A 21,782-nucleotide genomic window follows, 5' to 3' on the forward strand; every position below is an offset into this window, starting at 1 on the left:
CTCGGATATCGCGGTCGGATAGGAGCGCCACCTATTCTTATCAGGTTAGGCTAACCTTATGCTCATGATCGATTCGGGTGCGCGGGTGGTTGTGGTCACGGGTGCCGCCGCGGGTATCGGGGCGGCGGTCGCCGCCGAACTCGTGGCAGGCGCGCGGGTGCTCGCGCTGTGGGACAGAGATCCGCAGGTCCACCATGTCGCGCGTGAAATCGCTTCCGGAACAACGGCAGTGGTGCGGGCGGCCGAAGTGGATGTGACAGACCGGGTGGCGGTCGGCGAGGCTTTCGACAAGCTCGCCGTCGAGTACGGTGCGCCCGATGTGGTTGTGCATGCCGCCGGAATCATGCTCCCCGGCACCGCCCTCGAGGTGAGCCCGCAGGACTGGGACCGCAGCGTATCCGTGAATGCCACCGGGACCATGTATGTCACCCAGCGTGCCGCGCGCGCCATGGTCGCGGCCGGGAGCGGGTCGATCGTGGTCGTATCCTCCAATGCCGCAAGCACTCCGCGCGTCGGTATGGCTGCCTACTGCGCGTCGAAGGCGGCGGCGACGGCGTTCACGCGCGCACTCGCCCTACAGGTCGCCCCGCACGGAGTGCGCGTGAATCTGGTATCGCCGGGCTCGACGGATACCGCCATGCTGCGCGGCCTGTACACCGATGCGGACCAACCCCTCGACGACACCGCGCGCGCCGGTCTGCTCGCCGGTGACCCGACGGCCTACCGCCTCGGAATTCCCCTGCGGCGCATTGCCGCTCCCGCCGATATCGCCGCGGCGGTCCGCTTTCTGGTATCCGCCGACGCTCGCCACATCACCATGCACGATCTGCGGGTGGATGGCGGCGCAACGCTCGATATGTGACCGAGAGGATGATCCCCATTTTTGACATATCAGCTGAGACCTCAGCAGATCCATCGGAGCCCGCCTTTGTCCTGGCCCGTCCACATCGGACCGTGGTCGCGCAGGGAGTCGGCCGGGTATTCCATTCCGCCCAGGAGGCAGTGACCGCATTGCGCGGCGGGCAGGTCGGCCATATCGTCGGCGCGTTGCCCTTCTCGCCCGGCGCACCGGCGGCGCTGTTCGCGCCGGAATCGGTATCGGTCACCGATACCGGCTATCGGCCAGCCATGCCGAATGGGCTGCCGCACTTCGAGATCGACACGGCACTGCCACCACCGGATACCCATACGCAGCGGGTCGCCGCCGCGGTGCGGCTACTGGCCGATCCCACCCATCCGATTCGAAAAGTCGTATTGGCCAGGGCTATTCGAGCGCGCGCCAGTCAGCGAATGCGTCCTGCGGAACTGTTGGACCTGCTGGTATCCACCGACCCGGTCGGCAATGGATTCCTCGTCGACCTGTCCGCCGCTGGAATGCCGTACCGGGGGCGGCATCTCGTGGGCTCCAGCCCCGAAATCCTGATCCGGCGCGAAGGTACCGAGGTGCTCAGTCACCCGCTGGCCGGATCGGCCCGTCGCGCAACTGATTCCGATGCCGACCGGAGGGCGGCCGACAATCTCTTGGCCTCCTCGAAGGATCAGCACGAACACCGGTACGTGACCGATCAGGTCAGTGGGGTGCTGCGCGACCGGTGCGCCAGTGTGCGCACTCCCGGCAGCCCGGAGCTCACCGGTACGCCGGAGATGTGGCATCTGGGCACCCCGATCACCGCTACGGTGCCGGTCGACGGCCCATCGGCATTGGAGTTGGCCGCGGCGCTGCACCCCACACCCGCCATCTGCGGTACGCCTACCGCCGATGCCGCACGCCTGATCGCGGAAATCGAGGGTGACCGTGGCTTCTACGCGGGTGCGGTCGGCTGGTGCGATGCCGAGGGCAATGGCGAGTGGATGGTCAGCATCCGCTGCGCCGAACTCGCCGCCGACGGCCTGAGCCTGCTCGCCCACGCGGGCGGCGGCATTGTCGCCGAATCCGACCCCGCGGCCGAATTGGCCGAAACCACGGGCAAATTCCAGCGCATTCTCGGTCCACTCGGTATCTCGGACCTCCCGGTCACGGTCGCCTGATCGGCGCACCGCGGTCACCCTTCCGGCCACCGGCCAACGTCACCCATACGATCACCCGGAGACTGCCATGCCCATTCCCCCCATCGCGCCCTACACGATGCCCAGCCCCGGCGAGGTCACCCCGAATCAGGTGTCGTGGCACCTCGACCCCACGCGTACGGCGCTGCTGATCCATGACATGCAGCAGTACTTCCTGACGGCCTACGACACCGACCGGGATCCGGCCAGCACCCTGATCGCGAATATCACCGCGATTCGACATCGCTGCCACGAGTTGGGAATACCGGTCATCTACACCATGCAGCCCGGTAACCAGCACCCCTCACGCCGCGGTATTCTCGCCGATTTCTGGGGCACCGGCATGTCCCACGGCCCCGATACCGAAGTCATCGCCGACCTGCGCCCCGACGACCGCGATATCCAGGTCACCAAATGGCGCTACTCCGCCTTCCAGCGCACCGACCTCCGTGAACTCCTCGGCTACTACAACCGCGACCACCTCATGATCACCGGCGTCTACACCCACATGGGTTGCCTGCTGAGCGCCGCGGAAGCCTTCATGAGCGACGTTCGCCCCTTCCTGGCCCTCGACGCCACCGCCGACTTCAGCCGCGAGGAACACCTCATGGCGCTGAACTACACGGCCCGCCGCTGCGGGGCGGTACTCAGTACCGCCGAAATCCTGGGAGAACTCGGCGACGCCCCTGCCCGCGCTGTCGCTGATCCCTCGGTATCGGCTTTCTGACACCATCGACGATCGGCTGCGCTCGCCGCGATTACCGGATGTGCGCGGCGGGCGCTGCCGCAGGGCGCGGACCGGCTGCTCGCAGCGGTGGTGTGGGCTACCGCTGCTACGGCCGGATCGCGAAGTGGATCTCGCCGGGCTCGGGAATGTGTGCCGCGCGACGGTGCCGACGAAGTCGCCGCGCACGCCGGGGGTGAAGATCGCCCCGCGACCCGGCGTCGGTGTGGTGGCGCACAGTTCGGCGAATCCCCGGAATTTGCCCGGTACCGCGCCGCACCATTGCTGAATGCACACCTCCGATACCGTTCTGATGCCCAGGTTCATCCTGTCTCGCGCGGCAGCGGCGGGCATCGACCCGAACAGGCTCGCGCGCGAGGCCGGTATGCCGAGCTGGCTGCTCGACGACAGCAACGCCCGGGTCGCCAGTGAGTACTACCCGCGACTGTGGGAATTGCTGGAACATGCGGTGGGCGACCCGGATACGACGCTGAAGGCGGTGGGCGAGTACCGCATCGGCGATCTCGGATTGTTCGATTACCTGATCTCTACCGCCGATACGCTCGGTGAGGGACTGGGGGTGGTGGGTCCGTATGTCGGTGCGGTGAGTACCAACTTCCGGATGGATCCCGGTGAGCAGACCGAGACCGAGGCGACCTTCAACCTGTACATGGTCAATGCCGAGGGCCATGGCCGGGATCTGAGTGTGCAATCCTCACTGGGCATTCTGGTATCGCGGATTCGGCAGGTCACCGGGTTGCCGGTGGATCCGGTGCGAATGACCTTCCAGCAGCGGGCGCCACACCGCAGCAATGCCTTCGTAGACCATTTCGGTTCCGCCCAGCTGGATTTCGAGGCTCCGGTCAACAGCATGACCTACCGACTCTCCGATTTCGACCTGCCGCAGGTGACCGCCGACCCCATGCTGGCCGAGGTCTTGCGCCGGTACGCGGCCAGCATGCCGCCGCCACCGCCGCGCGCCACCGAATGGCCGGATCGGGTGGCGGCCGTGCTGGAAGAGGTGCTGTGCGAAGGGGAACCGTCGCTCGAGGCGATATCGCGCCGCCTGTTCACCAGTCCGCGAACCCTGCAGCGGCGCCTGGCCGAATCCGGCACCACGTGGCGGCTCGAGGTGGAACGCGCTCGCAAGCGGGATCTCGAACGTCTGTAGCTCGTCCGTGCATACCCGATCGGAGTGGTCCGACAGCATTCTGATGGCGCGATTCGTGCTGGGCTGGGCAGGGAGCGCCGGGTTCGATCCGGACCGGCTCGCGCGGGCGGCCGGAGTGCCGTCCTGGACGGAAGGCGGTGAGAGCAAACGGATTTCGCGGCGGTACTTCACTCGACTGTGGGAGCTGCTGGAACAGGAGTCCGGGGATCCGGAGATTGCCCTGCGGGTTGCCACCGACACCGCCATCGGTCATCTCGGACTGCTGGAGTACCTCTTCCTGTCGGCTCCGACCCTCGGCGCGGCTATCGATACCTGCATACGGCACTTCGGTAGTCTCACAACCAGTTACGCCCTGAGGATCGCGCACCGCACCGACGCCGAGGTCACCTACGAACTGCTGTGCGCCCCCGACGACAGTCGCGGTCGGGAGCTGTTGATGCACGCCGCCTTCGCGCTATTGACCACCCGAGCCCGCGCGGCCACCCGTGCTCGCGTGGATCCGGTGCGGCTGACCTTTCGCCAGCCCACCATCGGCGCGGTCGACGCGTTCATCGAGCTATTCGGCACAAGCGCGATCGAATTCGGAGCCGTGGCCGATACGCTGACACTGCGCGCCGCCGATCTCGAACTCCCCGTCACCACGGCCGACCCGACACTGTCGGCCGTATTGCACGGTTACGCCGCCACCATGCCCGCGCCCCCCGAATTCACCGTCACCCTGATCGACCGGCTGGCCGCCGCCCTCGACGTGGCGTTGGCGGAGGGCCCGGTTACCCTCGACGCGGTCGCCCGTCGCCTACTCACCTCACCGCGGTCGCTGCAGCGCCGCCTGGCCGAATCCGGTACCAGCTGGCGTCGCGAACTCGATCGCGCCCGCCGCCGCCGCCTGGAGAACGTCGCCGATCTCCCGCGCGCCCGGCAGGCCGAACTTCTCGGCTATTCCGATCCGGCCAGTCTGCGTCGCTCCGTACAACGCTGGCGCGACCGGCCCTGATGGTCACATACGCCGAATCTCAGCACGGACGATCGTATTTTCGGCAACTTCTCGGCAAGAGGTTGGCGTGTCCGCGCCGGAGTTGGCGCTTTCGGAACTCCCACGCGTCGTGGGCCGTAAATGAGACTGGACGGAAACGCTGGGTGACCCGACGCGGGGATTCGCGTGACCAGCGTTCGAATGTGTGGCCGTGGTCGACGATGCCCCCGGCCACGCATTCATACTCGCGTGACCGATCCGTCCGGCCCCCGATTGGAGCTCGTCTTGCCTCATACCGCAGCCACCGCAACCGCTTACGTCATTACCGCTCTCGAGGCCAAGGGCACCGCCACCCGCGACGACTTCGATATCCCCGCGATCGTCACGGTGACGCACGGTCTGGCAGAAACCTGGGACTTCCACAGCGTCGACCCCACCACCTTCTGGAATGTGGCCGCCACTTTCATCAAGCAGTAGGCCGCGGGGAACGTCGCACTGAGCGAGTAACCGGAATTAGCGAGTAACCGGAATTACCGCACGTTTCGCGACCGCCGCGTCCCGTCATCCCGGCGTGTTTTTGGCCGGGATCCACACTGCCCGGGCACCGTTCGGATGTGGATTCCGGCGACGCGCGGCGGACTGACAAGAGGCGCTGCGCGCAGGACTGCTGCCGGGGCTCGTCAGCCGGTGGCCCGCAAGAGGCCCAGCGCTCGGTCCACCACCGGACCCACCCGGCTGAGCGCGAGATCGGCTAGCCCGGCCGCTAGAAGTACCACGTTCTCACTTCGGGATCCGGAGTCATTCGACCTCTGCGACATGCGAGCACGCTCTCGTCCACACGATCGACACCCGATGCCGCGCGGTTCCGAAGAACGAACTTCCCGGCACTGCCAGTGTGCCAGTGGACCTGTCAGGGCACGCCGAAACTTGCGGGCCGGAACGTTTTGGCGCTCAGGCTGTCCGATTTGCCGGTAGCTGCGGCAGTGGCGCGCTGTGCAGCCAGCTGTCCCAGAGCGGTCGCAGCGGCACCGAGCTGTAATGCCCCGCCAGATCGGTGAATTCGTCGACGGTGACCGAGGCGTGGCGATAGCGGGCGGTCCATTCGCGCAGCAGGTTGAAGAAGGCGGGGTCGCCGAGTTCCAGGCGGAGGGCGTGCAGCGTGAGCGCACCGCGCTTGTAGACGCGGTCGTCGAACATGCGGCCGGGGCCGGGGTCGCTGAGCATGATGTCCTGCGGGAGCCGGGCGAGGTTGTGGTGGGCGGCGCGGGCCAGGGTGTCTGCCGTGGCATCGCCGGCGGCCTCCGCCCAGATCCATTCGGCGTAACAGGCGAAGCCCTCGTGCAGCCAGATATCGCGCCACTGGCCGATGGTGAGGCTATTGCCGAACCACTGGTGGGCCAGTTCGTGGGCGACGAGGCGTTCGGAGCCGCGGTGGCCATCGCAGTGGTTCGCGCCGAAGACCGAAATACCCTGAGCCTCAATGGGAATCTCGAGATCATCATCGGTGACCAGCACCGTGTACCCGTCGAAGGGGTAGGGGCCGAACCTATCGGCGAAGGTCGCCATCATCTGCGGTTGCCGCGCGAAATCGTGCTCGAAGGCGACGCGCAGCCGAGGTGGGAGGACGGCGTGCATGGGCACCGTTCCGCGCGCGGTGTCGATGCGCTGTTTGCGGTAGTGCCCGATCTGGATGGTGGCCAGGTAGGTCGCCATGGGTTCGGATTGTTCATACACCCAGGTGGTTTGGCTGGCCCGGGTCTGCTTGTGGGTCAGGGTGCCGTTGGCCAGCGCGTAGTACGGGCTGTCGGTCGTAATCGAAATACGGTAGCTGGCTTTGGAACTCGGGTGGTCGTCACAGGGAAACCAGGAGGCGGCACCATTGGGCTGGCTCGCCACCAGCGCACCCTCGGCGAGTTCCTCCCAGCCGACCTCGCCCCACGGACCGCGTACCGGTTTCGGCGCGCCCGCGTACTGGACGACCAGCGCGAGTGCCCCGCCCGCCGGAATCCGCTGCTGCGGGGTGATCACCAATTTGCCTTGCTGGTGCACGTATTTCGCGGCCTTGGCGCCATTGACCAATACCTTGGAGACGCCCAGCGCCTGTGACAGGTCCAACGAGAAGCGATCTCGGATACCGGTGGTGACCGCGGTGATTTCCGCGCGGCCGGACAGCCGGTTGCTGGAAACCTTGTAGACCAGCCCCAGCTCGTATCGCGATACCCGGTACCCGCGGTTTCCGTTCTGCGGCAGGTACTCGTCGATGGGTTCCTCGTAGAATTTATTCCGCATTACCGTGCCGCTTCCGTCGAGCCGGGCCACGGCGCGATCGGATTTCCCCACCACCGGCTGGACGGCGGCACGGTATCACCGCGCATGACCAGCGAGGCCGGGCCGATGGTCGCGCCCGCGCCGATACTGGCGGCGGGCAGTGCGACACAGTGCGGCCCGAGGGTCGCTCCCGCGCCCAGGGTTACGGTGTCCATGGCCATGATTCGATCGTGGAACAGGTGGGTTTGCACCACACAGCCCCTTTCCACGGTCGCGCCGTCGCCGAGAGTCACCAGGTCGGCCTCCGGCAGCCAATAGGATTCGCACCATACGCCACGGCCGATCTCGGCCCCGAGCCCCCGCAACCACACATTGAGTACGGGTGTGCCGGTGGCGGCGCGAGCGAACCACGGTGCCGCGACATGCTCGACAAAGGTGTCGGCGACCTCATTGCGCCAGACGAACGAACTCCACAGCGGATGCTCCTCGGCGCGAATCCGCCCGACCAACAACCATTTCGCGGCAACGGAGACGATCCCGGCGACCGCGCCCGCGCTCAGCAGTACCAGTCCGCTCAGCAGCGCGGTGGGCAGATGGCCGAGGGTCTGGGCGAGCCAGGCGAGGGTGAACAGCACGCCGAGGCCGATGGCGAAGGTCACCAGCACCGGGATCAGTCGGCAGGTCTCCACGAAGCCGCGGGCCAGGAACAGATGCGGCGGCGGGTTGAAGGTGCGCGCGGTATCGGTGGATTCGGCCGCGCGGCGCAACCGCACCGGCGGGCTGCCCAGCCACGACGACCCCGCCTTGGACTTCGACGGTGCGGCCGAAAGCACCGCCACCAGACCATTTTTCGGGACGCGACGGCCCGGCGCGGTCATACCCGAGTTACCGAGGAAGGCACGCTTGCCGACCTTGGACTCACCGATCCGCAACCACCCGCCTCCGAGTTCATAGCTGGCGATCATGGTGTCGTCGGCGAGGAACGCACCGTCGGCGACGGTGGTGAATTTCGGCAGCAGCAGCACCGTGGACGCCTCCACCCGCTTACCGACCTTCGCCCCGAGCAGCCGCAGCCACACCGGGGTCAACAGGCTGGCGTAGAGCGGGAACAGGAAGGTGCGGGCCGAGTCCAGGAGGCGTTCGGTAGCCCAGACCTGCCAGCCGATTCGGCTGCGCACCGGGTGGTAGCCCTCGGTCAGGCCGATGCTGAACAGGCGTACCGCGATAATGGTCACCGCGGCGTACACGGCCAGGCTGAGCAGGGTCGCGAGCGGCAGGATGGCGAAGGCGCTGCCGAGTCCCGCCGTGAGGGTGGCGGTATCGCGAATCCACCAGGCGATGAAGACGCCGCCGGTACCCAGTCCAAGGATCGGTACGGCGGCCAGCACCATCGAGGTGATACCGAAGATCGCGACCCAGTGCGCGGCCCGCGCCGGGGTGTGGTCGGGCCAGCGATGCTGCGCCTTACCGACTTTGACCGCGGGTGAGCCGGCCCACTCCTGGTCGGCCTTGACCTTGCCCGATACCGCGGAGCCCGGGGCGATTTCGGCATTCCTGCCGATTCTGGTGCCGGGTAGCAGGATCGATCGCGCACCGATGACCGCGCCCGAGCCGATGCTGATCGGCCCGATATGCACCAGGTCGCCGTCGATCCAGTAACCGGACAGGTCGACCTCTGGTTCCACACTGCACCCGTCGCCGAGTTCGAGCATGCCCGTCACCGGCGGCAGCGTATGCAGATCGACGCCCTTGCCGATCTTCGCGCCGAGCGCCCGCGCGAACGGCACCATCCACGGTGCGCCGGAGAGGTTCTCGGCCCCGCTGGCCTCCGACAGTCGTACCGCGGTCCACAGCCGCAGGTGCGCCGAGCCGCCGCGCGGATGGCTACCCGGCGCGATACCGCGCAGCAGCAGCCGGGAACCGGCCACGCACAATGCCATGCGTCCGGGTGGGGAAATGAACAGGGTGAAGGCGATCAGCGCCCACCACCAGGACAGCTGCGGCAGCCAGGGCAGGGAACCGGACCAGGCCGCGATATTGCCGACAATGGCCAGCCAGGTGAGCCATTGCAGGCCGGTGAGGGTGGTCAGCGGAATGGTGGCCAGCACCTGGAACAGCTGGGCGCGGAATCGAATCGGACGGACCGTACGTTCGGTGACGGCGACGGCGGGCGCTCGGTCATCGAGCAGACCGGCCAGCGCACCGAGCCGGGGATGGTCGTAGAGGTCGGCGACCGCGATCGTCGGATAGCGTTCGCGCAGGGCGGTGACCAGCTGTGCCGCCGCCAGTGAGCCGCCGCCGAGATCGAAGAAATCCGCGTTCGGGTCGGTGACCTCGGCGCCGAGAATCGAATCCCACAGTCCGGCAACCCATTGCTGGGTCGGGGTGAGTCCGGTATCGGTATCGGTCGCCTTCGGCAGTGGCCAGGGCAGTGCGTTGCGGTCCACCTTGCCCGAGGTGCGGGTCGGCAGTTCGGCGATGACAGCGAGCCGAGGGACGAGCGGGGCCGGGAGTTGTTCGGCGAGTATGGCCCTTGCCGCCTTGATGTCGTAGTCGGCGGCGGGCCCGGTGAGATAGCCGACCAGGATCTTATTGCCCGCCTTGGTATTGCGGATGGCGGCGGCGGCACCGGTCACACCCGGCAGGTGCTGTAGCGCATTATCGATCTCGCCCAGTTCGATACGACGACCACCGAGTTTGATCTGATCGTCGGCGCGGCCCAGGAATACCAGGCCTGCCCGGTCATTGCGGACCAGATCGCCGCTGCGGTAGGCCCGTTCCCAACCGACCGATGCCAGCGGCGCGTACTTCTCGGCATCCTTGGCCGGATCCAGATAGCGCGCCAGCCCGACGCCGCCGATAACGAGTTCACCGGATTCGCCCTCGCCCACCGGATTTCCGGCAGCGTCGACCACGACCAGGTCCCAGCCGTCCAGGGGTAGACCGATCCGTACCGGCCAGTTGCCGTCCAATAGCGCGGCGCAGGCCACCACCGTTGCCTCGGTGGGGCCGTAGGTATTCCACACCTCTCGCTCGGAACCCGTATCGGTTCGGCGGCGTTCGCGGGGCTGCCCGGGGTTGTGCTCCGCAGCCTCCTCCGGGTCCGTCGCGGGGCTCCCGGCCAGGCGTTCGGCGAGTTCCGGGGGTACCGCCTCACCGCCGAAGATGAGCAGCCGCACCGAATCGAGGGCCTCGGCGGGCCAGGTCGCGGCCAGGGTGGGGACCGTGGACACGATGCTGATCTCGCGGCGCACCAACCAGGGCCCGAGATCGGCTCCGGTACGCACCAGCGCCCGCGGCGCGGGCACCAGGCAGGCCCCGTTCCGCCAGGCCAGCCACATTTCCTCACAGGAGGCATCGAACGCGACCGACAGTCCTGCCAAGACCCGGTCGCCGGGTCCGATCGGGGCCTTCGGCAGGAAGAGCCGAGCCTCGGCATCGACGAAAGCGGCCGCATTGCGGTGGGTTACCGCAACACCTTTCGGGGTCCCGGTGGAGCCGGACGTGAAGATAATCCAGGCGTCGTCGGTGGGCGTGGGTGGTGCGGCCGATTGTCCCGGCGACTCGATGGCCGGTTTCGCGGCTGCCTCGTCAGCGGATCCCGTTGCCGCACCGGTGCTTTCGATACCGTCGCCGGTGACGATGGCGCTGACCCGCGCCTCCCCGAACACCAGCCGTGCCCGCTCGTCGGGATCATCTGCGTCCACCGGGACATAGGCGGCCCCCGCATGCAGTACGGCGAGAATCATGACGTAGAGGTCCCGGGTCCCCGAAGGCATCCGCACCCCGACCCGATCCCGGGCCCGTACCCCGGCCGCTCGCAGCCGCCCGACCGCGCGATCGATCTCCGCCGCCAGCTCGGTGTAGCTGAGGACCACCTCGCCGTCATCGATCGCGGACGCGTCCGGGTGCTCCAGCGCCGTGGCCGCCAAAATATGGACCAGGGTCCGCGCGGGTGGCGCGAGATTGGCCCGCAGCATCGGGCTCTCACCCGTCGCGGTCTCGACCTGCGGCCGCACCATCACGTCCCGTCCACCTCTCAGAGAACTGCCCAGCTTTCGTCGACCGTTGTTTCACACGAGGGTTACCAGTGGGCAAACACCACAGGTAACCAACTGTCTACGGTACCCGCGGTACCGGTCATCGGCCGTTCGACGCAACCGGGCACTCCGAGCCCTCGACGCTGGTGAAATCGCAATCATCGAGATAGCGGCCACCACTCATATATGCCACAATACTCATATGCCGCTAAAACGTACGATGGTCTATGCCGACGCCGATGATCTGGCCGTTCTCAAGGCGGCCGCGGCGCGCAGCGATGTGAGCGAGGCGGAGATCATTCGCAATGCGATCCATTTGGCGGCGCAACGTGTGCGGCGCCGATCGGAGCCATTGCGGCTACGACGATTCGCGAGCGGAGACCCCTCCCTCGCCGAGCGTGTCGACGAGTTCCTCGCGGATGACTTCGGTGGCGGCCATCAGGAACGTTCGTAGTGGTCGCAGTCGAAGGTCCGGGGATCGTCATTGCCGACACCTCGGGACTCATCGCCGCTTTCGATACCTCCTCACCCGAGAGTGATGGAGCATTTCGTGTTCTCGGGGAAGCGGGTTTGGTGGTCCTGTCACCCCTGGTGCTGGCTGAGGTCGACCATGTCGCTCGCCGCGCGCTGGGGAGCCGGGTCGCCATTGAGATGATCGAAGATCTCACGGCCCAGGCGCGTACCGCACATTTCGAAATCGCGGTGATCACAACGGACGTCCTTGATCAGGCCAACGCCGTGCGCAAGCTCTATACGGACTTGCGGCTGGATCTCACCGACGCGGTATCTGTCGCTTTGGCGGCGGATTACGAAACCGATGCGATTCTCACGCTCGACAGACGGGACTTCCGAGCCCTGACTCCGCTTACCCAGCACAAGGCTTTTCGTGTCCTACCGGATGATCTGTGAACGAGGACGCCTCCTGATCCCATTGGGGCAAGCAGGACCGAGGGGATTGATTGGCCGAGAAGTCGCCCCGGCCCGGGTGGTCGAGTAGAGGCCTATTCGAAGCTATAGGTCAGAGTGTAGGTATTGGTGCCCGCAGTGGAGTCGTAGCCGCCGGTTCCAGTGAGCCCGGTGAGCTCGCCGGTGCCGGAGTCGGGGATTACCGACCATTCGGCACGGGAGTCGCCGCTCGGGCAGAAGGTGCCGGTCATGCGCAGGACGAAGGTGCCGGTGCGGCCGTCGAGGGTGCCGCGGGTGCGTTGCAGGCTGTCGAAGGTGCCACTGCCGTCGGCGGCGGTGCAGGTGAGGCCCTGCCAGTCGGCGTCGCCCTCGATCGCGCCGGAGTAGAGGTCGTGGCCTGTGGCGATGCCCAGGTTGGGGGCGCCTTCCGTCGCAGCGAAGTCGGTCTGCTCCCAGGATTTGGATTCGATGGTGCCGGTGACCGTGCTCGGTGTGTTCATACTGTCGACGCTAGGGTCGGCAGCGAAGACAGTCTTGAACAAACGCGAACGCGAGACAATGGGCCATGGACTCGACCACGGAGACTCCGGCGCGCGGACTGCTCGATCCGCGCGCGGGTGTCGGCGTGTACCGCGAGGCACTGGTTCCGGTGGCCGCCGATCTCGCCGATATCGTCGCCCACCACTGGTCGGTGCGTTGGGATCTGCGTGATCGCGAACCCTTCGCCGTCGAGGTGTTGCCGAGCCCGGCCGTGGTGGTCGCCGTCGAGAACGGGCACTGCCGCGTGCACGGCGTGCTGCGCGGGAAATTCACCCAGACCTTGGCCGAGTGCGGCGATATCTTCGGGATCACTTTCCGCCCGGCGGGCTTCCACACCCTCACCCGCCGCCCCGTGGCCGACCTGACCGATTGCGTGGTCGCCGGAGCGGAGATCTTCGGTCCCGCCGCCGATCGTTTCGCCGCGCGGATCGCCACTGAGACCGATACCGACATGCGGCGAGGCATCGCGGAATCCTTTGTCCGCGAGCGGCATATCGCGGATTCCGGAACCGTCGCATGGCTGAACGAAATAGTCGACGAGATCCTGGCCGATCGCACCATCCTGCGCGTAGACGACCTCGTCGACCGCTTCGGAACAGGAAAGCGAAATCTACAGAAGCTGATGCGCCGCTATATCGGTGTCTCGCCCAAATGGGTCATCCAGCGCTACCGCCTGCACGAGGCCGCCCAGCGCCTGGCGGAGAACGCAATTGACCTGGCCACTCTGGCAACCGAACTCGGCTATGCCGACCAGGCGCATTTCGCCCGCGACTTCAAGGCGATAGTCGGCTGTTCGCCTGCGGCGTATGCCCAGCGCGCGGGGTAGGGCCGCCGATGCCGGGCAGCCGCTGGCCCGTCGACCCGATACCTTCGATCGTGCCCCAACCCTGCCTTCGCCGTGCTGGACGCATCGACATCGGCCTGCTCGGGGCAAGCCCGTCCCGGACCTCGAACAGCGACCCCTCGCGGAGACATAGGTGGGCGGGTAAGTTGCTGCGGCATGGCTCTATCACCGGAACTGCTCGATATCGCCAAGCGCGTGAACAACTGGGGGCGTTGGGGTTCCGATGACGAGATCGGGACGCTCAATCTCATTACCGATGATGTGGTGCGTGCCGCCGCCGCGACCGTGCGCAGTGGGCGGCGGGTACCCCTCGCTGTGCCGTTGAGCCAGCAGGGAATTCAGACCGGGATGATTCCGGGGCGGGTGAATCCGCTGCGCACCATGGTCGCGCTGAACTGGGAGATGTTCGGGCCGGAGACCGTCGCGACGAGCGACGATACGGTGACCATGGGGTTGCAGGCCGGAACCCATTGGGACGCTTTGACGCACGTGTCGCACACGGGACGCATTTACAACGGTCGGCCCGCCGACACCATCACCGCACATGGCGGTGCTGCCTTCAGCGGCATCGACAAGGCGCGGCACATCGTGTCCCGTGGCGTACTGCTCGATGTGGCGGGGGCACGCGGTGTGGACCGCCTCGCCGGCGGCCACGCCATTACCCCGGAGGATCTGGAAGTCGCCGAGGAGTTCGGCCGAGTCCAGGTGCGCGCCGGAGATCTGGTGCTGGTGCGCACCGGCCAGATTCAGCTGTTCCTGGCCGGTGACCGGCACGGGTACGCACTGCCCTCACCGGGACTGTCGGTGTACACCCCGGAGTGGTTCCACGCCCGCGATGTCGCCGCCGTCGCCAATGACACCCTCACCTTCGAAATCTTCCCACCCGAAATCGAGAACCAGTGGCTCGCCGTCCACGCCCTGGATCTCGTCGAAATGGGCATGCTGCAGGGACAGAACTGGAATCTGGAGGAGTTGGCGGTGGCGTGCGCGGAGGAGGGTCGCTACGAATTCCTGCTGTCGGCCATGCCGGAGCCCTTCGTCGGGGCGACCGGAACCCCCGTCGCCCCGGTCGCGATCTTCTGAAGCTCGCGATTCGAACGCCAGCGGCAGGCCGGTCGCGCACCGACCGGCGTCGTCGCGAACCGAGTGTCGGTTCAATGGCGTTCCGGGAACCGGGAATTGGGGTTGCGGCGGGGTTCGAAAGTAGGTGGCCGGGTGGTGGCTGCTCCCGTAGCATTTCTCAGACGAAGGGGCCTGAGGAGGGCCGGAACCGGGGGCAGGTATGGGGTTTCACCCCCCGGCGAAAGTCCGCGACTGGACACAGTGGTTGCGGCGGTTCGCCAGAACGACGCCCGGCGTGCTGGGCGCGCTGGCGATTACCTCAGCGGTGCTGTGCCTGATCACGGGGGTATCTGCCGCGAATCAGTTGAGCGGCAAGATCGCCCAGCGGGACGCGGTGTTGGCACGGACCGAACCGGTGGCGTTCGCGGCGCAGCGACTGTATGTCGCACTGTCGGCGGCGGATGCCTGGGCGGCGACGGCATTCCTCTCCGGTGGCGTCGAATCGCCGCAGGTGCGCGACCGGTATCAGCAGGCGCTCGCCGATGCGGCGGCGTCCTTGGCGGAAGCCACGGCGGGCGCGGACGACCCGCAGACCCGCTCGATCGTCGCGCGCATCACCACCGAGCTGCCCGCCTACGCGGGATTGGTCGAGGCGGCCCGGGCGAATAATCGGCTGGGCCATCCGGTCGGCTCGGCCTATCTGCGCGAGGCGTCGGGATTGATGCAGACTTCGCTGCTGCCCACCGCCGAAGAGCTGACCACCAGCCGGATTTCGGCGGTGCGCACGGACCAGCGCGCGATCGCGGCCCTGCCGGGCAGCACCATCGCACTGCTGCTGCTCACCCTGATCGCCTGCGCGGCCACCTCTATCGTGCTGCTGCGGCGCACCAATCGACGTTTCAACCCCGGCGTCCTGGTCGCCGCCGGACTGACGCTCATAACCATGCTGTGGGCGGTCGCCGCGACACTCGTTGCCGCACAGGCGGTGGACGACGATGCCGCGGGTGCGCGGGCGCGATTCGAAACCCTGGTGCAGGCCCGTATCTCGGCGCAGCAGGCGCGCACTGCCGAAACCCTGCAGATGGTCACCCGTGGCGACCTCACCGAGAGTGAGCAGAGATTCGCCGACCACACCGGTCAGCTGCGGCAGCGACTCGACAGCGTGTCGGATGCGGTCACCGAGGAGGAGTTCTCCGCCTGGACCCGAAGCCACGTCCAGCAGACCGAAGCGTATCGCCGCGCCGACTATCGAACGGCGCTGGACCGCGCCATCGGAACCGGACCCGACTCCACCGCAACCAATTTCGGTGATCTCGATGCCGCCCTGCTCGATGCCCTCACCCGGGTGCGCGGCGAATTGCGTGATGGCGTCGACGCCGGCGGCGACCGTTTGGCGCTGAGCCCCACGGGCACGCTGCTGCTGATGACCGCCGCGGCCGCCGCGGTGCTGGTCGGCATGTGGCCTCGTCTGAAGGAGTTCCTGTGAACACACGCCTGCTGACCGCACTGCTGACCGTCGGCACGGCGGCCCTGGTGAGCGCGTGCGGCGGGGGAGCGCCGGTAGCGGAACCGATGCCGGGCCGGGTAGTCGAACCCATGCCACCCGCGGCAGTCGAGCTGACCAGCTCTCCGAACGAACGCGGCGACCAATCCTGCGATGCCACCGCGAGTCTGCGGCCGGGACCGCTGCCCGCGCCCGGTGCGATGCCCGCCGGCTCGACCATGGCCGAGATCGTCTCCCGTGGGGTGGTCCGGGTCGGGGTGAATCAGGACATGCTGCTGTTCGGGTTCCGCAATCCCACCACCGGCGGACTCGAGGGATTCGATATCGATATCGCCCGCGCGATCGCACAGGCGCTCTTCGGCGATCCCAACCGTATCGACCTACAGGTGATCACCTCGGCCGAGCGGGTTCCCGCCCTGCGGGAAAAGAAGGTCGATCTGGTCGTGCACACCTTCTCCGCGACCTGTGAGCGCCGCCGCGAGGTCGAGTTCTCCAGTACGTATTTCATTTCCGACCAGCGCATTCTGGCGGTGAAGGGCTCCGGAATCCGCGCCGTCGCCGATCTGACTGGCAAACGCGTCTGCGGCGTCTTCCGCACCACCACTCTGGAAGCGGTATTCGCGCTACCCAACCGGCCCACGGTCATCGGTATGACGAATTGGCTCGACTGCCTGGTCGCCCTGCAACAGGGGCAGGTGGACGCGGTCAGCACCGACGAGCCGATTCTGGCCGGACTGGCGATCCAGGATCCCACCCTCGAGATCGTCGGTGCGGCAATGGCCGAGGACGCCTACGCGGTCGGCGTACAGCAGGAGGCCACCGACCTCGTCCGTTTCGTCAATGGTGTCCTGGATCGTCTCCGCTCGGACGGCAGCTGGGACCGCATCTACACCGCACGGATGGGTGTGCTCGGTCCATCGCCCGGCCCGCCGCAACCGCGCTATGTGGATTGAGCCGCCATGAGCATGCTGACCTCGGCGGAGATCGACCGCGAATTAGTCACCCGGGAAACGGAAATCGACGCGATCGCGACGACACTGGTCGAATTGGATAAGCATCCGGGTCTGATCCTGGTGCGCCAATTCCCACCGACCGGGGTGACCGAGCAGCGGTGGGGTCCGGTCCAGGAGGCGATAGCGCTGCTGTGGGAGGACTACGCGCGGCTGCGCACCATCCTGGATTCGGCGAAGGCCGCGCGCCGCCGGCACCTGATGCTCAGCGATGGCGACCGTGCCGAAATCACCCGGCTGCTCCGCGAACAGAGCTTCGAGGTGGCGCGCGAACAGATTCCGCTCTCCCAGCGGACCCTCACCGGACCCCGGGAAGCGGTGCGCTACATCGGACTCGCCGACATCCTGGACCGCATGCGCGAGCGGTTTCCGACGGTTGTCGAATTCCTCGATCAGGTGGATACGGTGAATACCGAAGTCGCGGCGGGTGTGGCACCACTGCGCGCCGAGCTCGACAACGTCGGCGCGACAACGAATCCCGCGCTCCGCGCCATCCGCGACGGTATCGCCGAGCTACTCGGCCGCGCCGCCGTCGACCCGCTGGCGCTCGCGGATGAGGTGGACGAGCGCCTCACCGAGCTATCGGACCAGCTGCGGACGGAATCGGCCATGCTCACCGAACTCCGTGCGCTGGTCGCGAATTGGGATACCGCCGTCGCCGCTGTCCGCGAGCAGCTGGACAGGGTGCGGCAGATTCGGGAGCGGACCGCACACGCCCGCGTTGAGGTGGAGCAGAAGATCCTGACCGGACCACTACCTGTCCGACCGGACGACACCGGCGCGCTACGAGCCGAATTGGACGCACTGCGACCCGGTGCGGCCGAAGCCCTCTACCGCCTGCGTGAGCGCATCGGTAACTCCTGTGCCCAGGCCGTGGACGATGAGCGGCTCATCCAGGGCCTACTGGACCGCCGTGCCGAACTGCGCGGCCGATTGGGTGCGTACCAGGCCAAGGCGAATCGCCTCGGTGTCGCCGAGGAGCGCGATGTCATGGCCGCCGACCGCATTGCGACCGGACTGCTATCGCGTCGGCCCTGCGATCTGGCAGCGGTCACCCGCGCCATCGCGGATTATCGAGGAATCATCGCGCAGAAGTCGGGGAGGACATCGTGAACTGCGACGAACCCGGATGCTTGGGACAGATTGCGGGGGGATACTGCGAGGAGTGCGGGACAGCTCCGGCCGCCCCGCCGGCCGCCTCGAACGCGGTAGCCGGAAATCCTTCCGCCGCCGCACCTGCGGCGCGGACCGCCCCCGTATGCGGCGAACCCGGCTGTGGTGGACGGATCGTCGACGGTTACTGCGATAGCTGCGGTACCGCTCCCGCAGCGGCGTCCACGACATCTGCCGCCGGAGCCCGGGGATCGACCGCCGGTACCGCGGCATCGACCGCGCGGACCGGTAGTTCCGGCCGCAGTGGCCGCTCCACCTCCGCACAATCGCGGCGCGGTCGCCTGGGTGCGGGCCTGGTGGATGTGCCCCGGGTGCCGCGCGTCGATCCGGCATCGGCGATTCTGGTGAATCCACAGGTGGCCGAACACAGTCGGTACTGCGGTCGCTGCGATAAGCCGGTGGGCCGGGGGCGCGATGGCTCGCCCGGCCGGACCGAGGGCTTCTGCCCGCACTGCGGTGCGCCGTTCTCGTTCTCGCCCAAGTTGTCCCAGGGCGATATGGTCGCGGGCCAGTACGAGGTCCTGGGTTGTCTGGCGCATGGTGGTCTGGGGTGGATCTACCTGGCCCTCGATCATCCGGTGAACAAGCGCCCGGTCGTATTGAAGGGCCTATTGAATTCCGGCGATCCGGATGCGGTGCAGGCCGCGGTGGCCGAGCGTCGATTCCTATCGGATGTGAACCACCCCAGCATCGTCGGGATCTTCAACTTCGCCGAACACACCGGTGCGGATGGCGAGACCGTCGGCTACATCGTGATGGAGTACGTCGGCGGCACCTCGCTGAAACAGCTGCTGCGCCAACATCTCGAGACGCACGGCCGATTCCTGCCCCCAGCACAGGCCATCGCCTACGTCCTGGAAATGCTGCCCGCGCTCGGCTATCTGCACGCACAGGGCTGGGCCTACTGTGATTTCAAGCCCGACAATGTGATGCAGACCGATGAGCAGCTCAACCTGATCGACCTGGGCGCGGTCATGGATATGGCGGACCAGAACAGTCCGATCTACGGCACGGTCGGCTACCAGGCCCCTGAGACCGCCACGACCGGTCCGACGGTGGCCACCGAGGTATACACGGTGGGTCGCACCCTCGCGGTGCTCATGTTCGATATGCCGCAGCGGGACGGGCGATTGGCCGAGGGCCTACCCGATCCGGACTCGGCACCGGTCCTGGCGAAGTACGAGTCGCTGCACCGATTCCTGCTGCGCGCCACCGATTCCGATCCGCACGCGCGATTCGTTTCCATGGATGAGATGGCCGATCAGCTCACCGGCGTGCTGCGGGAAGTGCTGTCGCTCGACGACGGCAAGCCGCGACATGGGATGTCCACCCGGTTCGGACCGCCGCGCGGGGTCTTCGGGATCGGGGAGGAGCCACCCGCCGATCCACCGGAAATCATTGCCGCCCTGCCGGTTCCGCTGGTCGATCCGGGCGATAGCGGTGCGCCGCTGCTGGCCGCGACCACCGGAACGACGGTGGCGGAATTGGACCGTGAATTCTCGATCGCGCTGCGGGCGGTCGTCACCAGCAGTGCGGAGACGGTGGAGATTCCGCTGCGGCTGATCAGGGCCGCAGTGGAATCCGGGGATGCCGCCGACGCGATGGCGCGCCTGGAGAAATTGGCCCCCACCGCCCCCGACGATTGGCGGCTGCACTGGTATCGCGGGCAGGCGCTCCTGCTGGCGCGCGAGTATGACCAGGCCACGGCGGAATTCGACCAGGTATTCACCGAACTGCCCGGAGAGGCGGCACCCAAGCTGGCCCTGGCCGCCGTCGCCGAGATGGCCGCGCTGTCCGGCGCTCACCCGAAGGCCGAAAGGCACCGCGCCGCACGGTATTACACTATGGTCTGGCGCACGGACCGGTCCTTCCTCAGCGCCGCGTTCGGCCTGGCCCGCCTCAGCCGCTCGGACGGCAGCCGCGCCGACGCGGTGGCGGTACTCGATCAGGTGGAACCGGCCTCCGCGGTCTTCACCGAGGCTCAGATCACCGCTGTACGAACGATTCTCGATGTGCCGCGCCCCGGCGATCTCACCGAATCCATCCTGCGCGAAACCGGCGCCCGCGTCGATCGGCTCCGACTCGACTCCACCCGCCGCCGCGCCCAAGTACGAACGACAGTCCTGGAGGCTGCCCTGACCTGGCTCCGACTCGGCCGCCACACCAGCGACCGCACCCCGCTACTGGGCGAAACCCTGGACGAGGCCGGAGTCCGCACCGGCCTGGAACGCTGCTACCGAGACCGCGCCCGGGAATCCGACGATATGTGGCAACGCATCGCACTCGTTGAACAGGCCAACGCCGTCCGCCCGAGGACAACCCTGTGACCGCCGCCGATCCGGCCGCCGCCGAGGACAGCACGGAACCCACTCCCGCTGCTGGTGCGGCCGCGGACCCCGCCGGGTCGGTCGCCGGTCATGGTGCTACCGGAGACCGCACCGAACCCGCTGGCGGTCACGACGCGGTGCGGAATCCGGCCATGACCGCCACCGCACCCACCGGCGGACGTCGCTGCCCGAATTGCGCGTCGCGGGTCGGACCCCGCGACCGGTTCTGCGAGGAATGCGGTCGGGAGCTCGGCGTCACGCGCGCCGCCCTGCCCGATAGCGAGGTCCCCGCCGAGCCCTGCGCGGGCTGCGGGCAGCAGCGATTCGACGCTCACGGCTACTGCGTGGAGTGCGGGGAATTGCGCCGGGCCCCCGATCGCCGCGCGGCCGAACTCGACGGTGTCGTACTGATTACCGATCGCGGGCTATCGCACGCGCGCAACGAGGATGCGGTCGCGGCGGCGGTGCTCCGTGAACCGGGTAGCACCTCGATCGCGGTGGCGGTGTGCGACGGGGTATCCACCACCCGCGATCCGCAGGTCGCATCGGGTGCGGCCGCCCGCGCGGGCGCGAATGCGTGCCTGTCCGCGCTCGCGGACGGCCTCACCACCGAAGCGGCGGCCATGGCGGGGCTCGAATCAGCGTGGCTCACGGTGCGTGGCGATACCTCGGCCGATGCCGATTCCGCCTCGTGCACCTATGTTTCGGCGGCGCTGCGCGGCCTGGGCAATGGCGAAGTCGAGATCGCCATCGCGAATGTCGGTGACAGTCGCGCGTATTGGCTGTCGGAAGCCGGATCGCGGCAACTCGGCTCGGACGACTCCTTCGCGCAGACCCTCATCGAAGGTGGTGTCGACCCGCAGACGGCCATGCGCCATCCACAGGCGCATGCGCTATTGCGTTGGCTCGGTAGTGATTCCGTGCGGCGGCCATGGTCGGACGACTGCGTTCACACAATGCGCACCAGCGGTCCGGGCACGCTGCTGCTGTGCAGTGACGGACTCTGGAACTACCTGCCCGACCCGGCCGACTTGGCCGCCCGGATAGCGGCCTCCGCGCCGTCGCTCACCTCGCCGGCGGCAACGCGCGCGGCCGCGCGGGACCTCGTCGATTTCGCCCTGGAGTCCGGCGGCCACGACAACATCACTGTCGCTCTCATTCCCGTTCCGCTGTTCGACCGTCAGGGGTAACATC

General features: G+C 67.4%; 18 protein-coding genes. 15 read left to right on the forward strand and 3 right to left on the reverse strand.

Translation table 11 applies throughout. The annotated features are described in order from the left end of the window. Positions 1–58 precede the first annotated feature (58 nt). The 6 genes from NU1_RS33845 to NU1_RS33870 all read left to right on the forward strand — a co-directional run bounded on the left by NU1_RS33845 (position 59) and on the right by NU1_RS33870 (position 5,391). Positions 59–862: an SDR family oxidoreductase gene (locus NU1_RS33845; protein ID WP_067527818.1), complete on the forward strand. Its 804-nt coding sequence runs from the start codon at positions 59–61 to the stop codon at positions 860–862. A gap of 8 nt (positions 863–870) precedes the next feature. Then, on the forward strand, positions 871–2,028 hold the full coding sequence (locus NU1_RS33850) for an isochorismate synthase (RefSeq protein ID WP_157553389.1): 1,158 nt from the start codon (positions 871–873) through the stop codon (positions 2,026–2,028). Positions 2,029–2,095: 67 nt separating this feature from the next. Continuing rightward, positions 2,096–2,773, forward strand: coding sequence for an isochorismatase family protein (locus NU1_RS33855; protein ID WP_067527819.1), 678 nt, complete (start codon positions 2,096–2,098; stop codon positions 2,771–2,773). A gap of 286 nt (positions 2,774–3,059) precedes the next feature. Beyond that, positions 3,060–3,941, forward strand: a complete 882-nt coding sequence (locus tag NU1_RS33860; RefSeq protein WP_067527821.1) for an AraC family transcriptional regulator ligand-binding domain-containing protein — start codon at positions 3,060–3,062, stop codon at positions 3,939–3,941. 7 nt (positions 3,942–3,948) lie between these two features. Next, on the forward strand, positions 3,949–4,935 hold the full coding sequence (locus NU1_RS33865) for an AraC family transcriptional regulator ligand-binding domain-containing protein (RefSeq protein ID WP_084522065.1): 987 nt from the start codon (positions 3,949–3,951) through the stop codon (positions 4,933–4,935). Between the two features lie 264 nt (positions 4,936–5,199). Beyond that, positions 5,200–5,391, forward strand: a complete 192-nt coding sequence (locus NU1_RS33870; protein WP_067527877.1) for a hypothetical protein — start codon at positions 5,200–5,202, stop codon at positions 5,389–5,391. 474 nt (positions 5,392–5,865) lie between these two features. On the opposite strand, the gene NU1_RS33875 is transcribed toward NU1_RS33870, so the two are convergent. Together NU1_RS33875 and NU1_RS33880 are read right to left on the reverse strand one after the other, a co-directional pair. Further along, a complete protein-coding gene (locus NU1_RS33875; RefSeq protein WP_067527881.1) occupies positions 5,866–7,203 on the reverse strand; it encodes a M1 family metallopeptidase in 1,338 nt (445 codons plus the stop codon). Continuing rightward, positions 7,203–11,204 (reverse strand): Pls/PosA family non-ribosomal peptide synthetase, encoded by a 4,002-nt coding sequence (locus NU1_RS33880; RefSeq protein ID WP_067527879.1) that lies wholly within the window; start codon positions 11,202–11,204, stop codon positions 7,203–7,205. The genes NU1_RS33875 and NU1_RS33880 overlap by 1 nt, the downstream gene beginning before the upstream one ends. 220 nt (positions 11,205–11,424) lie before the next feature. On the opposite strand from NU1_RS33880, the gene NU1_RS42880 reads away from it, so the two are divergent. Both NU1_RS42880 and NU1_RS33890 read left to right on the forward strand, forming a co-directional pair. Further along, on the forward strand, positions 11,425–11,676 hold the full coding sequence (locus NU1_RS42880) for a ribbon-helix-helix domain-containing protein (protein WP_067527823.1): 252 nt from the start codon (positions 11,425–11,427) through the stop codon (positions 11,674–11,676). Continuing rightward, positions 11,676–12,131: a type II toxin-antitoxin system VapC family toxin gene (locus tag NU1_RS33890; RefSeq protein ID WP_245720432.1), complete on the forward strand. Its 456-nt coding sequence runs from the start codon at positions 11,676–11,678 to the stop codon at positions 12,129–12,131. Before NU1_RS42880 ends, NU1_RS33890 begins: the two co-directional genes overlap by 1 nt. Positions 12,132–12,223: 92 nt before the next feature. Here NU1_RS33890 and NU1_RS33895 read toward each other — a convergent pair whose 3' ends face one another. Beyond that, positions 12,224–12,628, reverse strand: a complete 405-nt coding sequence (locus tag NU1_RS33895; protein WP_067527825.1) for a DUF3224 domain-containing protein — start codon at positions 12,626–12,628, stop codon at positions 12,224–12,226. A gap of 65 nt (positions 12,629–12,693) precedes the next feature. Between NU1_RS33895 and NU1_RS33900 the strand changes: the two genes are divergently transcribed. The 7 genes from NU1_RS33900 (at position 12,694) to NU1_RS33930 (ending at position 21,778) form a co-directional block, all read left to right on the forward strand. Then, a complete protein-coding gene (locus NU1_RS33900; RefSeq protein WP_067527827.1) occupies positions 12,694–13,494 on the forward strand; it encodes a helix-turn-helix domain-containing protein in 801 nt (266 codons plus the stop codon). A 174-nt stretch (positions 13,495–13,668) separates the two neighbouring features. Beyond that, complete coding sequence (locus tag NU1_RS33905; protein WP_067527829.1) at positions 13,669–14,595, forward strand: cyclase family protein; 927 nt, start codon at positions 13,669–13,671, stop codon at positions 14,593–14,595. 199 nt (positions 14,596–14,794) lie between these two features. Further along, a complete protein-coding gene (locus tag NU1_RS33910) occupies positions 14,795–16,060 on the forward strand; it encodes a GlnX family signal transduction membrane protein (protein WP_245720433.1) in 1,266 nt (421 codons plus the stop codon). Next, a complete protein-coding gene (locus tag NU1_RS33915; protein ID WP_067527831.1) occupies positions 16,057–17,031 on the forward strand; it encodes a glutamate ABC transporter substrate-binding protein in 975 nt (324 codons plus the stop codon). The genes NU1_RS33910 and NU1_RS33915 overlap by 4 nt, the downstream gene beginning before the upstream one ends. 6 nt (positions 17,032–17,037) lie before the next feature. Continuing rightward, complete coding sequence (locus NU1_RS33920) at positions 17,038–18,201, forward strand: coiled-coil domain-containing protein (protein WP_067527833.1); 1,164 nt, start codon at positions 17,038–17,040, stop codon at positions 18,199–18,201. Further along, positions 18,198–20,588 carry a serine/threonine-protein kinase gene (locus tag NU1_RS33925; protein WP_084522066.1) on the forward strand — a complete coding sequence of 797 codons (2,391 nt, stop codon included), beginning with the start codon at positions 18,198–18,200 and terminating at the stop codon, positions 20,586–20,588. Before NU1_RS33920 ends, NU1_RS33925 begins: the two co-directional genes overlap by 4 nt. Further along, the gene (locus tag NU1_RS33930; RefSeq protein WP_157553391.1) at positions 20,585–21,778 is read left to right on the forward strand and encodes a PP2C family protein-serine/threonine phosphatase; all 1,194 of its coding nucleotides are present in this window, start codon (positions 20,585–20,587) and stop codon (positions 21,776–21,778) included. The genes NU1_RS33925 and NU1_RS33930 overlap by 4 nt, the downstream gene beginning before the upstream one ends. The last annotated feature ends 4 nt before the right edge of the window (positions 21,779–21,782 follow it).

Source organism: Nocardia uniformis NBRC 13702, assembly GCF_001613345.1.
In the GTDB taxonomy this organism is placed as follows: Bacteria; Actinomycetota; Actinomycetes; order Mycobacteriales; family Mycobacteriaceae; genus Nocardia; species Nocardia uniformis.

Bases quoted from the DNA above. Each gene is read 5' to 3' on its own strand.
- NU1_RS33855 (WP_067527819.1), top strand. From the start codon at position 2,096: ATGCCCATTCCCCCCATCGCGCCCTACACGATGCCCAGCCCCGGCGAG.
- NU1_RS33905 (WP_067527829.1), top strand. From the start codon at position 13,669: ATGGCTCTATCACCGGAACTGCTCGATATCGCCAAGCGCGTGAACAAC.
- NU1_RS33880 (WP_067527879.1), bottom strand. From the start codon at position 11,204: ATGGTGCGGCCGCAGGTCGAGACCGCGACGGGTGAGAGCCCGATGCTG.
- NU1_RS33860 (WP_067527821.1), top strand. From the start codon at position 3,060: ATGCACACCTCCGATACCGTTCTGATGCCCAGGTTCATCCTGTCTCGC.
- NU1_RS33910 (WP_245720433.1), top strand. From the start codon at position 14,795: ATGGGGTTTCACCCCCCGGCGAAAGTCCGCGACTGGACACAGTGGTTG.
- NU1_RS33900 (WP_067527827.1), top strand. From the start codon at position 12,694: ATGGACTCGACCACGGAGACTCCGGCGCGCGGACTGCTCGATCCGCGC.
- NU1_RS33850 (WP_157553389.1), top strand. From the start codon at position 871: ATGATCCCCATTTTTGACATATCAGCTGAGACCTCAGCAGATCCATCG.
- NU1_RS33920 (WP_067527833.1), top strand. From the start codon at position 17,038: ATGAGCATGCTGACCTCGGCGGAGATCGACCGCGAATTAGTCACCCGG.
- NU1_RS33845 (WP_067527818.1), top strand. From the start codon at position 59: ATGCTCATGATCGATTCGGGTGCGCGGGTGGTTGTGGTCACGGGTGCC.
- NU1_RS42880 (WP_067527823.1), top strand. From the start codon at position 11,425: ATGCCGCTAAAACGTACGATGGTCTATGCCGACGCCGATGATCTGGCC.
- NU1_RS33875 (WP_067527881.1), bottom strand. From the start codon at position 7,203: ATGCGGAATAAATTCTACGAGGAACCCATCGACGAGTACCTGCCGCAG.
- NU1_RS33895 (WP_067527825.1), bottom strand. From the start codon at position 12,628: ATGAACACACCGAGCACGGTCACCGGCACCATCGAATCCAAATCCTGG.